Source organism: Tessaracoccus flavescens (genome assembly GCF_001998865.1).
Classification (GTDB): Bacteria; Actinomycetota; Actinomycetes; order Propionibacteriales; family Propionibacteriaceae; genus Arachnia; species Arachnia flavescens.
Genome location: NZ_CP019607.1, coordinates 1,397,900 through 1,410,776, shown reverse-complemented (window position 1 = coordinate 1,410,776; position 12,877 = coordinate 1,397,900). Strand labels below are relative to the sequence as shown.

Annotated in this window: 14 protein-coding genes; 7 read left to right on the top strand and 7 right to left on the bottom strand. The window is 68.3% G+C overall.

Features of this window, described 5'->3' with window-relative positions; all coding sequences use genetic code 11:
- Nucleotides 1-124 precede the first annotated feature (124 nt).
- From BW733_RS06850 to BW733_RS06820, 7 genes are all read left to right on the top strand, one after another.
- The gene (locus BW733_RS06850) at nucleotides 125-1,195 is read left to right on the top strand and encodes an LLM class flavin-dependent oxidoreductase (protein ID WP_077349107.1); all 1,071 of its coding nucleotides are present in this window, start codon (nucleotides 125-127) and stop codon (nucleotides 1,193-1,195) included.
- Between the two features lie 118 nt (nucleotides 1,196-1,313).
- Nucleotides 1,314-1,610 carry a hypothetical protein gene (locus tag BW733_RS06845; protein ID WP_077349105.1) on the top strand — a complete coding sequence of 99 codons (297 nt, stop codon included), beginning with the start codon at nucleotides 1,314-1,316 and terminating at the stop codon, nucleotides 1,608-1,610.
- A gap of 5 nt (nucleotides 1,611-1,615) precedes the next feature.
- Nucleotides 1,616-2,614 (top strand): hypothetical protein, encoded by a 999-nt coding sequence (locus BW733_RS06840; protein ID WP_077349103.1) that lies wholly within the window; start codon nucleotides 1,616-1,618, stop codon nucleotides 2,612-2,614.
- Nucleotides 2,614-3,750: a WD40 repeat domain-containing protein gene (locus BW733_RS06835; RefSeq protein WP_077349101.1), complete on the top strand. Its 1,137-nt coding sequence runs from the start codon at nucleotides 2,614-2,616 to the stop codon at nucleotides 3,748-3,750. The genes BW733_RS06840 and BW733_RS06835 overlap by 1 nt, the downstream gene beginning before the upstream one ends.
- Nucleotides 3,747-4,235: a DUF4919 domain-containing protein gene (locus BW733_RS06830; RefSeq protein ID WP_077349099.1), complete on the top strand. Its 489-nt coding sequence runs from the start codon at nucleotides 3,747-3,749 to the stop codon at nucleotides 4,233-4,235. Before BW733_RS06835 ends, BW733_RS06830 begins: the two co-directional genes overlap by 4 nt.
- A complete protein-coding gene (locus BW733_RS06825; RefSeq protein ID WP_077349097.1) occupies nucleotides 4,232-4,816 on the top strand; it encodes a hypothetical protein in 585 nt (194 codons plus the stop codon). The genes BW733_RS06830 and BW733_RS06825 overlap by 4 nt, the downstream gene beginning before the upstream one ends.
- Before the next feature lie 128 nt (nucleotides 4,817-4,944).
- Complete coding sequence (locus BW733_RS06820) at nucleotides 4,945-5,655, top strand: 4a-hydroxytetrahydrobiopterin dehydratase (RefSeq protein WP_077349095.1); 711 nt, start codon at nucleotides 4,945-4,947, stop codon at nucleotides 5,653-5,655.
- Between the two features lie 9 nt (nucleotides 5,656-5,664).
- On the opposite strand, the gene mnhG is transcribed toward BW733_RS06820, so the two are convergent.
- The 7 genes from mnhG to BW733_RS06785 form a co-directional block, all read right to left on the bottom strand.
- Nucleotides 5,665-6,030, bottom strand: a complete 366-nt coding sequence (gene mnhG, locus BW733_RS06815; RefSeq protein WP_237268327.1) for a monovalent cation/H(+) antiporter subunit G — start codon at nucleotides 6,028-6,030, stop codon at nucleotides 5,665-5,667.
- Nucleotides 6,027-6,344 carry a monovalent cation/H+ antiporter complex subunit F gene (locus BW733_RS06810; RefSeq protein WP_161490161.1) on the bottom strand — a complete coding sequence of 106 codons (318 nt, stop codon included), beginning with the start codon at nucleotides 6,342-6,344 and terminating at the stop codon, nucleotides 6,027-6,029. Before BW733_RS06810 ends, mnhG begins: the two co-directional genes overlap by 4 nt.
- Complete coding sequence (locus BW733_RS06805) at nucleotides 6,344-6,958, bottom strand: Na+/H+ antiporter subunit E (RefSeq protein WP_077349091.1); 615 nt, start codon at nucleotides 6,956-6,958, stop codon at nucleotides 6,344-6,346. The genes BW733_RS06810 and BW733_RS06805 overlap by 1 nt, the downstream gene beginning before the upstream one ends.
- On the bottom strand, nucleotides 6,955-8,505 hold the full coding sequence (locus BW733_RS06800) for a Na+/H+ antiporter subunit D (protein ID WP_077349089.1): 1,551 nt from the start codon (nucleotides 8,503-8,505) through the stop codon (nucleotides 6,955-6,957). Before BW733_RS06800 ends, BW733_RS06805 begins: the two co-directional genes overlap by 4 nt.
- Nucleotides 8,502-8,927, bottom strand: a complete 426-nt coding sequence (locus BW733_RS06795; protein ID WP_077349087.1) for a Na(+)/H(+) antiporter subunit C — start codon at nucleotides 8,925-8,927, stop codon at nucleotides 8,502-8,504. Before BW733_RS06795 ends, BW733_RS06800 begins: the two co-directional genes overlap by 4 nt.
- On the bottom strand, nucleotides 8,927-11,824 hold the full coding sequence (locus BW733_RS06790) for a Na+/H+ antiporter subunit A (RefSeq protein ID WP_077349085.1): 2,898 nt from the start codon (nucleotides 11,822-11,824) through the stop codon (nucleotides 8,927-8,929). The genes BW733_RS06795 and BW733_RS06790 overlap by 1 nt, the downstream gene beginning before the upstream one ends.
- 109 nt (nucleotides 11,825-11,933) lie before the next feature.
- Nucleotides 11,934-12,731, bottom strand: coding sequence for a deoxyribonuclease IV (locus tag BW733_RS06785; protein WP_077349083.1), 798 nt, complete (start codon nucleotides 12,729-12,731; stop codon nucleotides 11,934-11,936).
- Between the last annotated feature and the right edge of the window lie 146 nt (nucleotides 12,732-12,877).

Here is a 12,877-nt window from a genome sequence, read left to right as displayed (position 1 = left end):
ACCCGTCCAGGGTAGTTGAAACTTAAAGTAAGGCCAAGTCGAGGGCGCGGACGCAGGTTCGGCGTTCGGCGAACCACAGCGGATTCGGGTCCACGCGTCCAGGAGCGCGGGTAGCCTGGACGACATGCGGCTCTCTGTGCTCGACCTGATCAACGTGCGTACCGGACAGACCACCTCCGAATCGCTGCGCGCAAGCAAGGCGATGGTGGAGGCGGCCGACGAGCTGGGCTACACCAGGTACTGGGTCGCCGAACACCACAACACCGAGTCCGTCGCATCCACCGCCCCGGCGGTCGAGTTGATGTACCTCGGCGCCGACACCTCGCGGATCCGGCTCGGCTCTGGAGGTGTGATGCTGCCGAACCATTCACCTCTGGCCGTCGCCGAGCAGTTCGCCCTGCTCGCCAACGTCTTCGGCGACCGGATCGACCTCGGCATCGGCCGCGCGCCCGGCACCGACCCCATCACCTCGGCGGCGATCCGCGGACACCTCGGTGGCGGGCACTTCGTCGACGACAACGGTCGCCCCATGGATCCGGTGCAGGAGTTCCCGAGCAACATCCACGACATCCTCGCGCTGCTCAGCCCCGACGGCGCCTCGGTGCGGCTCAGGCACGGCCAGACCTACCACCTCCGGCCCGCGCCCGATCTGCCCGTCGCCCCACAGGTGTGGCTGCTCGGATCCAGCGACTACTCGGCCGAGCTTGCCGCCTCTCTCGGGCTGCCCTATGTGTTCGCGCACCACTTCTCCGGTCAGGGCACCAAGCGCGCCCTCGAGCTGTACCGCGGCCACTTCAAGCCGGGCGACTTCGGGAAGCAGCCCCGCACGTTCCTGACGATGAACGTCTCGGTCGCCGAAACGTCGGAGGAGGCGTGGGAGCTCGCCGAGCCGCACATGTACTCCATGGCCATGCTCCGCTCTGGCGGCGGACTGCAGCGGGCTCGGCTCGTCGGCGAGGACGTCCGCTCGGTACTGACCGATGAGCTCAAGCAGGTCGTGGCCTCGTCGGTTGCCTCCTGGGCGATCGGCGACCCGGAGCAGGTCCGCGCCCAACTGATGGACACCGCGGAGCAGTTCGAGGTCGACGAGATCATGATCAACGCCGTCCAGGGCGCGAGGCCGGGGGAGCCGGCCGATCAGTGGGTGGCGAAGCAGCGCGGGCTCCAACTGCTCGCCGACGCGATGCTGAGCTGACCGCGCTCGCGGCGAAGTGGCGCCCCCGCTGCCGTGACCGAATCCTGCGTTGGCTACCCAGGCGACTGACCCCGCTGCGGCCTAGGCTTTCCAGCCAAGCCACCGTGAGGAGCCAGCGATGACCACCTTCGAGCCGTCCACCTGGAAGAAGGCCGGCGAGGTGATGAATACCGCCGCCGACGACATGTACCGCTCGGCGTACGCAGTCATCACGGCCCAGCCGCTCACCGCCAAGTCCTCCTCACCCATCGACGCCGCGGCCGTTGCCGGCGACGCTCTGTGCAACGTGCCGTGGCATCAACTCGTCGCCGCCGCGAACGAGGGAATGACGACCACCGCCACGAAGATGGTCGCCACCGGCACCGACTACGCGGCAACCGAAGAGGCGGCCGCCTCCACCAGGTTCTGGAGCTGAGCGCCATGTTCTCCCGAACGGGTATCGCCGAGCCGAAGCTCGACACGGGCGCCATGACGGCGCTCTCGTCGGCGTACGGGACCCTCGCGACGGCGCTGACCAGCGCCAACCTCACCTCCGCCGGATGCGTCCGCCACGTCCAGGCGAGCAACGACGGCCCCGCGGCCAAGGCGTTCACCGCCAGCGAGGGGGGCGCGGGCTCCATCACCCACCATCTGCAGGACCTCGCCGCCGCGGCCACACGCACAAAGGATGCGTACAGCAACGCCGCCCGCGACGGCGGCAGCGCCGCAGGGTCCATGTATATCCTCGCGGCGGAACGCGACCGACAGTTCTGGGAAGCGTTCTTCAGCGGTGCCGACCCCGCCACGCTCTCCGTCTTTGTCCAGGTGGTGCGCGGCGAACTGCAGAAGCTTGAGGCCAAGGGGGTCGCGGGGATCCAGGCCGCGTTCGCCAACCTCAATCTCCCGGCTACGTTTGCGACGAAGAATGCAGACGTCTACGGCCGCCTCGACCCGGGGATCACCAAGAAGTGGCAGGAGCTCTACGACGAGGATCCAGAGAAGATCAAGGCAATCCTGCAGAAGATGGCCGACGACTACGCCAGGGCGAACGGCTTCGACCCCGTGAAGATCGACTTCACGAACATCCCCTCGAAGCCAGGCTACGTGACGTACGGCGACTACTCCCACGACAGCGGACGGCTGCGCGTCAACATCAACTACCTCGACGACCCGCAGATCGCGATCAACACCGTGATCCACGAGATGGAGCATCGCCGCCAGTACACGGGCATGGGATTCCGGTGGCCTTGGGAGGACACCAAGGCGGGCATGTCGAAAGACGAGGCGGAACGCTGGAAGCAGCTCAACAGCAACGACGTCCGCAACAAGGGCGGGGACCCGGACAGCTACTGGCCGAGGCCCATCGAGGTGGGGGCCCGCGACGCAGGCCGAGACTACGTCAACAACCTCAGCGAGAAGGATCTGGAGAAGTACCTCTGATGGCCGAGTCCGGCATACGCCGCCGAACCGTGCTCGGGGCATCCCTGGTCACCCTCGGCGGGGCGGCCTGCACCACGCCGGACGTCGGCTCGTCGGCCACCCCTGCCACGATCGGCTCCCCCCCACCCGCGTCCACCGGTGGCCCGACACCGGTGGACACCAGGCCGACCTGCGTCACCCTCGCCGACCACGAGTTCCGCTTCGAGACGCTCTGCGGCGGCTCGGGCGGGCCGGTCTCCGACGACCGCGGCAACATGCAGCAGCTCACCTACTTCGGCCCGGTGCGCGCGACCGAGGCCGGCGTCACGGCCTGGTTCGTCAACGCGATCGTGGCCTGGGATCCCGCGACGGGGAGGGTGAGCGGCCTCTTGGCACCGAAACGGTCCGACTCCTGGGCCTATGCGATCTGCGGCGACGCGACGATCAACGCGTCCTGTGACGGGACCCTCGCGGTGCATCGCGAAGGCTGCCTCGTGGATGAACTGAAGGGCCACACCCTCCCAAAGGGAGCGGCGACCGCGGTGCTCGGGCTCGAGGCGGTGGACGCTCAACACCTCGTGTCGCTGGGGGCGGACGGGACCCTGAGGCTGTGGGATGTCGAATCGTTGAGCGAGGTGCGGTCCGTGCAGCCCGAGGTGGAGGCGCCGACCTGGCTCACGCTGGACGCGGACGCCGCCATCGTCCTCGTCACTTCGGCAGACGGCACCTCGCTGCAGTCCTTCTCGACGGAGTTGGAGCCTGCTCAGACACTGACCGACCTGCCCGCCTCGACCGGAGGCTGGAAGGCCGTTGGGAAGGCGAAGGCCGTGGCAGTCGCGGACGGGGCGAACGCGATCGTCACGGTCGATCTGGCCGACTCGAGCGTCTCGGAACACAAGTTCCAGAAGACCCCGCTGACGGTGGAGGCGCTTGCCGATTCGACGCTCGCCGTCGGCATGCCCGCACGTCTCACCCTCGTGGAGCCCGGAGGCGAGGAGGTCGTGGTGCGTGACGGGGTCCGCTACGGCCACGCCGTCGGCTTCTCCGCAGACGGGGCGGCCACCTATCTTGCGGACGGCGTCGGCGGCGTCGCGTCATTCGATACCCGTAGCGGGGAGCTGATCCGCCGCTTCGACGAACCTGGGAGGATCCAGTGAGCCTGCAGAGCGCCTTCAGCGCCTACCTCGACGCACCAGGCCCGACGAGGCTGGCCGAACTCCACCGCGAGATCACGTCGTCGCACAACTTCCTCAGGGCCACCGTCTGGCTGGAACGGGCAACAGAGCTGGCCGACGCCTCCCGGCACGACGAGCTGATCCGGCTGCTCACCCGGCTCATGCCCGGCGTCCTGCTGTCCCCGACGGCGCACGCAATGCTCAGCGTCGCCTACGGGGGCATCGGTGAGCGGGAGGAGTCGCAGCGGCAGCGGTTCTATGCGGAGGTCTCGCTGGAGGCCATCGCGGGTTCCGGCGATGGGACCGAGGAGCGGCCGTGGCGGGTGCTGCACGTCGCCGACGAGTACGCGCTGCTGTCGAGCCTCGGCCTGGCACCAGCCGGGCAACGAAGCGTCGAGACGTCGGGCCGACTGATCGACGAGATCACGGTCTCAGACGGCACACAGAGATGGTTCGAACTGGTATGAGCGAGACAGCACCGACGAGGACCGTCACCGAGTACGAGCAGCACGCTCCGTGGCTGGCAGCGCGGTTCGTCAACGGGAGGGTGGAACTGCTCCACCTCGAGCGGTTCCCGGCGGACCCTCACGGGGCCGAGGAGGCTCTTGCCGGGGTGCGAGAGGCATTGAGCGTCGCTCTGGCGACTCACCGCGCTGCGCTCGTCGAGGCCGTCGTGCAGGCGAGCGACCCGCCGGCTGCGGGCGACCATGCCTCGGCGGTCTCGTTCGCGCTCGATCAGTTGGCGGAGGCTCAGGACCTGGAACCCTCACCTCAGGGCGCCTGGTTCCCGGACCAGGCCGACGGCCGCGACGAGAGTGGGCAGGTGCACGTGTCGGTGACCCCGCACGGCGTGGCGATCCTCGAGGCCCCCCAGCACCTCCTCGCCGAGAGTCTCCGGCTCAGCGACGCGATTCGGCAGGCGCTGAACCTGGCCCTCACCCGGCTCGACGAGGACACCGGGCGGTATGCCGACCGGGCGGCCCAGGCGCCGGAGACGCCCGACTGGTCGGAGTTGGCCACGCGTGCCGACGAGCTCCGCTCCATGTGACCCCGACCTCACGTCGGTGCGCGTCTGGGCGGGCGACGGGCGAAACCGGGTGGCGCGCCCACGCCGTCGGGGAAGGCCGATCTGGGCCGATCGGAGCCGCCAGGTCCTTCTGGTTGCAGGATTGAACCATGACGAGACTCACCAATCCGCAGATCCTCGACGCCGGCCTCACCGACTGGCGCACTGTGACCAACCACATCGCGGCCCGTTTCGCGACGGTCGACTTCGAGACCGGTGCTGACTTCGTCGCGGCGATCGCCGAGGCGGCCGACGAGGCCGACCACCACCCGGACATCACGCTCACCTATCCAGCTGTCGACGTCACCCTGATGACCCACACCGAGGGTGGGGTCACCGAACACGACATTGACCTGGCGCGAGCGATCTCGATGCTGGCCGTCGACCGCGGAATCGCCGCGGTGCCGGAGGCTGTGCAACTCGTCGAGCTGGCCCTCGACACCGTCGACCAGTCCGAGATCGACCAGTTCTGGTCGGTCATCCTGACCGGCTCGCCGAACCACGTGGACGAGGACACCGTGATCGACCCGGGCGGACGGGCACCCGTCCTCTGGTTCCAGGAGGCCGAGCCCCATGCCGTCCCGGCGCAGCGCTTCCACCTCGACGTCAGCGTCGCTCCCGAGGAGATCCAACGCCGCACTGACGCCGCACTTGAGGCCGGGGGCATCATCGCGTGGGAGACGCCGCACTTCCGTGTGCTGCAGGACCGCCAGGGCAACCGGGCATGCATCTGCTGGGCAGAAGGTCGCAACGAGGGCCCGCACCGCGCGGTGGACGCCGAGCCGGTCAGCGAGGAGCAGGCAGCCCCAGAGGAGGCCTGAGCCCGCCCGTCACTGCTCGCCGCGCTTGTAGCCGGCTTCCTCAAGATCTTCCGCAAGGTGGTTGACCTTGAGGAACTGGTCCTCGACGAGGCCGGACCGGCTCGCGCTGCGGGCGACCAGGTTCGCCGAGACGGGCGCGGTCATCAGCTGCAGGACCACGACGAGCAGACAGAGCCCTGCCGCCCACCAGGTGCGCAGGCTCAGCGCGATCCCGACGGCGATCGTGATCAGGCCGAGCACCTGGGGCTTGGTGATGGCGTGCATCTTGCCCAACACGTCGGGGAACCGCACGAGCGAGATCGCCGCGCCGAAACACAGCAGGGCGCCGAGGAGGACGAGGACCGCCCCGATGAGGTCGAAGATCTGGTCGATCATGCGTCGTGTTCCTCTCGCTTGACCGGCGTGAATCTCCGACGGCGGGAGGCCATCCGGTCGCTCACCATCCGCGCCACCGACACCGCGCTGGTGAACCCGAGCATTGACAAGAGCACGAGGATCAGCAGCTCGGTCGACAGGTCGGTCCACACCGTCCACAAGCCGAGGGCGGCGACGACGACGGCGACGATCAGGTCGGCCGCGATGGAGCGGTCCAGCTGGGACGGTCCGACGGCGATCCGGTTGACGCCGATCATGGCCGACACGAACAGCACCACCGCGGCGATGCTGAGGATGATTTGGGTGGCGAGCATCATGACTCCTCCACCTCCATCTCGGGAAGTTCCTCGAGCGTGGCCGGCTCGGTCTCCGAGTTCGCCCGGTGCTCGAGATAGTCGGCCAGTTCCTGCTTGGAGCCGAACGCCTTGACGACGCGCAGCTCGATGTCGTGGGCCATCCGCTGCACCCGTTCGACCGGGTCGGGGCCGATCAGGTCGATCGCGTGCAGGTAGAGGCGCCGCGGATGGCGGACCACCTCGACGACGACGGTGCCCGGCACGAGCGAGATGAGTTCGGCCACCTGCACCTGGTAGAGGTCGTTGTCGCTGTCGAGATCGACCCGGACGATGCCTGCATTGAGGTCGACCTTCTTCGCGAAGGCCAGCCGGATCATCCTGAACGACGAGACCACCAGATCGTGGATCAGGTGCCACACGAGGTTGAGGAAGCCGAGCGGCCGGAAGCGGCCCTCCCAGTGCATGGGGGGCAGCGGGAACACGATGCCGATCACCCAGCCGAGCAGCACGCCGGAGAGGATCACCATCGGCGAGATCGAGCCCCACAGGATGATCCAGACGGCCGTCATGCCGAGGATGGAGAGGGGACGGAACCGGAACCGCGCGACGACCGCGCTCTTCTTCTGTCTCATCGCAGTCCCTCCGGGAGGACGATCGAGACGACCGTCCCGTCGCGCAGCGTCTCGGCCGCCGCGTGGGCGTACTCGTAGAGAGGGCCGGCGAACACCGTCAGCGCGATGCCGAAGAGGATGAGTCCGACGGTCGCGCCGACCTGCAGCGGGGGCATCACGCGCGGGTCGTCGCCATCGACATCCTCGGGATCCTGGTTGGCGGCGATGGCCTCCTGGCGTCGCTGCTCGGACGGCGTGACGCCCCAGAACGCGCGGTTCCAGACCTTCGCCATCGCCATCAGCGTCAGCAGGCTGGTCAACACGCCTGCCACCATCACGGTCCACACGAGCGGACCACCGACGCCCGCGCCGGCCTGGAGCAGGCCGAGCTTGCCGATGAAGCCGGACAAGGGAGGGATGCCGCCGAGGTTCATTGCAGGCACGAAGAACAAGAAAGCGAGCAGCGGGGCCGTCTTCAGCAGCCCGCCGAGCCCCTCGAGCGACGACGTGCCTCCGCGACGTTCGATCAGGCCGGTCACCAGGAACAGGGTCGCCTGGATGGTGATGTGGTGGGCGGTGTAGAAGATGGTGGCCGCCAGAGCCTCGGTCGAGTTCAGCGCGATGCCGAAGACCATGTAGCCGATGTGGCTGATCAGGGTGAACGACAGCATTCGTTTGATCTCGACCTGGGCCAGCGCGCCGAGGATGCCGATCACCATCGTCAGCCCGGAGGCCACGAGCAGGACGGTGTCGAGGGTGTGCAGCGGGAACAGGATCGTCTCGGTGCGGATGATCGCGTAGACGCCGACCTTCGTCAGCAGGCCCGCAAACACCGCGGTGACCGGCGCCGGCGCTGTCGGGTACGAGTCGGGCAGCCAGCTCGACAGCGGGAACACCGCCGCCTTGATCGCGAAGGTGACCAGCAGCAGCACCTCCAGCAGCAGCTGGACGGGTTCGGTCAGGTCGCGCAGCCGCACCGACAGATGAGCCATGTTCACCGTGCCCGTTGCCGCGTAGATCGCCGAGATGGAGATCAGGAACAGCGACGAGCTGAGCAGCGAGACGATGACATAGGTCGTGCCTGCGCGCACCCGGTCTGCGGTGCCGCCGAGCGTCAGCAGCACGTAGGAGGCGAACAGCAGGATCTCGAAGCCGACGAACAGGTTGAACAGGTCGCCCGCGAGGAAGGCGTTCGACACGCCGGCCACCAGCAGCAGGAACGTCGGGTGGAAGATCGACACCGGGGTCTCGCGGCGGACCTCGTCCTTGTCCTGCCCGGTGGCGAAGATGAGGACGGCGAGCGCGACGGTCGAGGCGACCAGCAGCATCAGGGCGCTCAGCCGGTCGACGACCAGCGCGATGCCGAGCGGTGCGGCCCAGCCGCCGAGCCAGAGCGCCATCGGGCCGGTGGTGCTTGTGGCGTACATGAACAGCCCGGCGACGATGACGATGCCGGAGAGGCACGCGACCGAGATCAGGCGTTGGACCCCTGGCCGGCGGGGGACGACAAGGGTCGTCGCCGCGCCGAAGATGGCAAGCAGGACGGGGACGGGGAGCAGGTTGATCATTCGCTCACCACGTTCGCGCCGGTGTCGGAGAAGGTCGTGTCCTCATAGGACTCGGAGGCCACGTCGGCGTCGGCGAGCTCGCGGATGCGGGCGTCCTCGACATCGTCTGCGACCTCGTCATGGCCGTGCAGTTGGAAGCTGCGGTAGGCCAGCGTGAGGACGAAGGCCGCAACGGCCATGGTGATCACGATGGCGGTCAGCACCATCGCCTGGGGGAGCGGATCGGAGACCTTCTCGTCGGTCAGGCCGACGATCGGCGGCGTCCCCGGGTATCCCGCGGCGATCAGGAAGAGCAGATTGACGCCATTGCTCGTCAGCAGCACCCCGAGCAGGATGCGGGTCAGCGACCGCTCCAGCAGCAGGTAGACGCCGCAGGCGACGAGGAGCCCGGCCGCGACGGCGAGGGTCAGGTTCGCGCTCATCAGCGGCCTCCGTATCCGGGCAGAGCCTTCGTCGAGCCGGGTAGCGGCACCGGGGCGATCTCCTCGCTTGCGTGCTGGTCGATGCCCGAGCCGAGGCTTCGCACCACGTCGAGCAGCATGCCGACCACGACGAGGTAGACGCCGATATCGAAGACGGTCGAGCTGACCACGTGGAGCTCACCGAGCAGCGGGATGTGGAGGTGGACGTCGAAGCTCTGCAGGATCGTCCCCCCGGCGAACAGCGGAGCGATGGCCGAGATCAGGGCGAGGATCAGGCCGCCGCCCATGAGGCGCCCCGCGTCGATCGGGGCGGCCTCGTCCAGTTCGTGCCTGCCCGCGGCGAGGTAGCGAATGATCAGGGCCATGCCCGCGACGAGTCCGCCGGCGAAACCACCTCCTGGCCAGTTGTGTCCGGCGAGCAGGAGGTAGATCGACACCACGATCATGATGCCGAACAGCATCCGGGTGACCACCTCGAACACGACGGAGCGGACCATCGGGGAGAGGGTCTGCCCCGCCCGCAGCCACACGCCGGGAGAGCTGTCGGCCTGCTGCTCGTCGTCGCGCTTGGCGAAGACCTCCTTCGTCGTGGCGACGGCCCCCACCCGGGAGCGGAGGAAGATCAGCGATGCGACGCCGGTCGCTGCGATGACGAGGACGGCGATCTCGCCGAAGGTGTCCCAAGCGCGGATGTCGACCAGGGCGACGTTGACGATGTTCTTGCCGTAGCCGAACTCGTAGGCCGCGTCGTACCAGGCGTCGGAGATCGGATCGGCCACGCGGGCTCCTGCCGCGACGAGCGCGATCAGGGTGACGGTGGTGCCGGTCGCCAGCGCCACGAGAACCCGCCACCAGCGGGTCGAGCTCAACGGTCGGTTCGTGAAGTAGCGGGGCAGCTTGCGCACGACCAGCACGAAGACGACCAGCGTCACCGTCTCGACCAGCACCTGGGTGAGCGCTAGGTCGGGGGCGCCGCCGACCGCGAAGAGGAAGGCGAGCCCGTAGCCGGTCACGCCGACAAGCAGGACGGCTCGGATCCGGCCGCGGGAGGTGGCCGCGAGGAAGGCGGCGGTGGCCATCACGATGGCGACAAGGAGCTGGGGCCAGGTGTCGAAGAAGCGGAGCTTGGGCCAGACCTGGATCCGCAGCATCGCGTAGGTGGAGAAGGCGACGAGCGTGACGAGGATCGTGCCGAGGTAGATCGACAGCGAGCCGCGCTGGACGCGCGCCGTCACCTCGACTGCTATCCGGTCGATGCCGTGCATCGACTTGTGGTAGAGCTCCTCAGCGGTGACCACCTGCGGGAACGTGGCCTGGATGGAGGCGATCCGCTGCCGGAACCAGAACAGGGCGATGCCTGCCCCGAGCGCGATGACCGACATGGCGAGCGGCCAGGTGAACCCGTGCCACAGGGCGAAGCCGTGGCTGGCGTGGCCTTCGGGAAGCGTGTCGGCGTACGGCTTGATGAGCTTCGTCAGGAGCGGTCCGCAGAAGCCCAGCACCAGGCTGATCACGCCCAGCGCCATGGGCACCGCCGCCATCCCGAACGCGGGCCGGTGCCAGCTGAGCACCGGGGCGCCGTCCTTGGAGGCGAACGCTCCCCACCACCACCGCAGGGAGTAGGCGACGGTGATGGCGGAGCCGAAGACCAGCGCGACCGCGATGGCTGCGGCGGCGAGTGGGGAGACAACTGCCAGGTCGCCCTCAACCAGGTAGGTGATCGACTCGAAGGCGGCCTCCTTCGTCAGGAAGCCGACCAGCGGGGGCATGCCGGCCATCGACAGCGCGGCCAGGCCGCCGAGGATCGCCAGCCAGGGCACCCGGTAGCCGACGCCGCTGAGCTCACGGATGTCGCGCGTGCCCGCCGAATGGTCGATCAGGCCGACGCACATGAACAGCGTCGACTTGAACAGGGCGTGCGCGATGACCATGCCGAGGCCTGCCATTGCGGCGGACTGGGTGCCGAGGCCGAGCAGCAGCACCATGAAGCCGAGCTGTGAGACCGTTCCGTAGGCGAGCAGCAGCTTCAGGTCGGTCTGGCGCAGCGCCCGCCAGCCGCCGAGCACCATGGTGGCGGTGCCGAGGGCCAGGACGATGGGTCGCCAGTAGGGCGCGTCGGCGAAGGCTGGAGCGAGGACGGCGACCAGGTAGACGCCCGCCTTCACCATCGCCGCCGCGTGCAGGTACGCCGAGATTGGGGTCGGTGCGGCCATCGCGCCAGGCAGCCAGAAGTGGAACGGCACGAGAGCCGACTTGCTGAGCGCGCCGACCAGCATCAGCAGGGCGCCTGCCGTGGCAAGCGTCCCGGTCGGCGGGTCGGCGATGACCGCCTCGAGCGAGAGGGTCCCGGAGGTGCGCCAGATCGCGACGATACCCACCAGCATGGCGAGGCCGCCGGAGGTGGTGACGATCAGGGCGGTCTGCGCGGCTCCGCGGTTGGCACGCCTGGACGGGTCGTGGCCGATCAGCAGGAAGGAGAAGATCGTCGTCAGTTCCCAGAAGACGAACAACAGCACGAGGTTGTCTGCGGTGACGAGGCCGAGCATGGTGCCTGCGAAGATCGTCAGGATGGCTGCGGACCTGCCCGACTTCAGCCCCTCGAAGTACCAGCGGCTGAACAGCAGCACGAGGAAACCGATCCAGGACACGATCATGGCCAGGATCCACTGGACGAGACCCATGCGCAGGGTGAGATTGACGTCGAGGGTGGGTATCCACTGGTAGGCCTCGACGTGCGGTTCCCCCGCGAGGATTCCCGGTGCGACGACCGTCAGCCAGACGCCCGCGGCGAGCGGGGCGAGCGACAAGACGTAGAAGACTCGCGCGCCAAGCTTCTTGACCAGGAGGGGGGTGAGCGCGCCGAGGACCGCGTGGACGGCGATCAGGGCATAGAGCACGCCAGAGGTCCCTTCGGGGTCGGGTACGTGGTGGCGGGGATAGTTTATCGGATCGGGACAATCCGTCGGAGGTGGTTTTTTCCGCCGCAGGCAGGCGACGGTGCCAGGATCAGGCGAGACGTTCGCGCAGCCAGGCCACCTCGGCGGCGTGTTCGGCCACGTCACCTGGGGTTTCGAGGATGGTGGCCGTGTCTGCCTCACACACGACACCGACCAGGAGTTCGGGATCGATGGTCCCTTCCGTCAGCCCGGCGTGGCGGTCGGCGCCGCTGCCCGCGGCGTCGCGCGAGTTGTTGCAGTGGATGACGTCCACCCGGCCCGTGATCGCCTTGACGCGCCCGACGAGGCCGTCGAGCTCGAGGCCTGCGGCGTGGGCGTGGCACGTGTCGAGGCAGAAGCCGACGTTGTCGATGTTCGGCGAGTCTGCGATTGCCTCCCAGAGCCGTTCGATCGCGTCGAGCTGGCGCGCCATCGCGTTGTTTCCACCCGCCGTGTTCTCGATGAAGATCGGCACGTCGAGGGTGAGGCCGTCGATGCACTTGCGCCAGTTCTCGAAGCCGACCGCCGGGTCGTCGTTGGCGGTGACGTGGCCTCCGTGGACGACGACGCCCATGGCTCCTGCGGCCGCCGACTCGGTGATGGTCTGCTGCAGCAGCTTGCGCGACGGGATCCGGATCCGGTTGTTGGTGGACGCGACGTTGAGCACGTAGGGGGAGTGGACGACGATGCCAACGCCGTCGGCATCCGCGGCAGCCTTGAGCGCGGCTGCCCCCTCGGGGAACGGGCTGACCGGCTTCTTCCAGCTCTGCGGATCCCCGACGAAGACCTGCACGAGCTCGGCACCGATCCCTGCGACGTCGGTGAGCGGATGGACGGACGAGACGTGGGCGCCGAGTCGGATGGTCATGGCCCCACCCTATCCGCGGATCCCGACGGTTCCCGTCGGTTCTCTGCTCGGGGCAGGTGGCGCCTTGAGCACCTTTCCGGGTTCGTTTCGCATCGAGGCCCGTGTGCGCGGTCACATCCTGAACGAGTCCGGAAAAGTGCTCATCG

Bases quoted from the DNA above. Each gene is read 5' to 3' on its own strand.
- BW733_RS06850 (WP_077349107.1), top strand. From the start codon at position 125: ATGCGGCTCTCTGTGCTCGACCTGATCAACGTGCGTACCGGACAGACC.
- BW733_RS06845 (WP_077349105.1), top strand. From the start codon at position 1,314: ATGACCACCTTCGAGCCGTCCACCTGGAAGAAGGCCGGCGAGGTGATG.
- BW733_RS06840 (WP_077349103.1), top strand. From the start codon at position 1,616: ATGTTCTCCCGAACGGGTATCGCCGAGCCGAAGCTCGACACGGGCGCC.
- BW733_RS06835 (WP_077349101.1), top strand. From the start codon at position 2,614: ATGGCCGAGTCCGGCATACGCCGCCGAACCGTGCTCGGGGCATCCCTG.
- BW733_RS06825 (WP_077349097.1), top strand. From the start codon at position 4,232: ATGAGCGAGACAGCACCGACGAGGACCGTCACCGAGTACGAGCAGCAC.
- BW733_RS06820 (WP_077349095.1), top strand. From the start codon at position 4,945: ATGACGAGACTCACCAATCCGCAGATCCTCGACGCCGGCCTCACCGAC.
- mnhG (WP_237268327.1), bottom strand. From the start codon at position 6,030: ATGATCGACCAGATCTTCGACCTCATCGGGGCGGTCCTCGTCCTCCTC.
- BW733_RS06810 (WP_161490161.1), bottom strand. From the start codon at position 6,344: ATGCTCGCCACCCAAATCATCCTCAGCATCGCCGCGGTGGTGCTGTTC.
- BW733_RS06805 (WP_077349091.1), bottom strand. From the start codon at position 6,958: ATGAGACAGAAGAAGAGCGCGGTCGTCGCGCGGTTCCGGTTCCGTCCC.
- BW733_RS06800 (WP_077349089.1), bottom strand. From the start codon at position 8,505: ATGATCAACCTGCTCCCCGTCCCCGTCCTGCTTGCCATCTTCGGCGCG.
- BW733_RS06795 (WP_077349087.1), bottom strand. From the start codon at position 8,927: ATGAGCGCGAACCTGACCCTCGCCGTCGCGGCCGGGCTCCTCGTCGCC.
- BW733_RS06785 (WP_077349083.1), bottom strand. From the start codon at position 12,731: ATGACCATCCGACTCGGCGCCCACGTCTCGTCCGTCCATCCGCTCACC.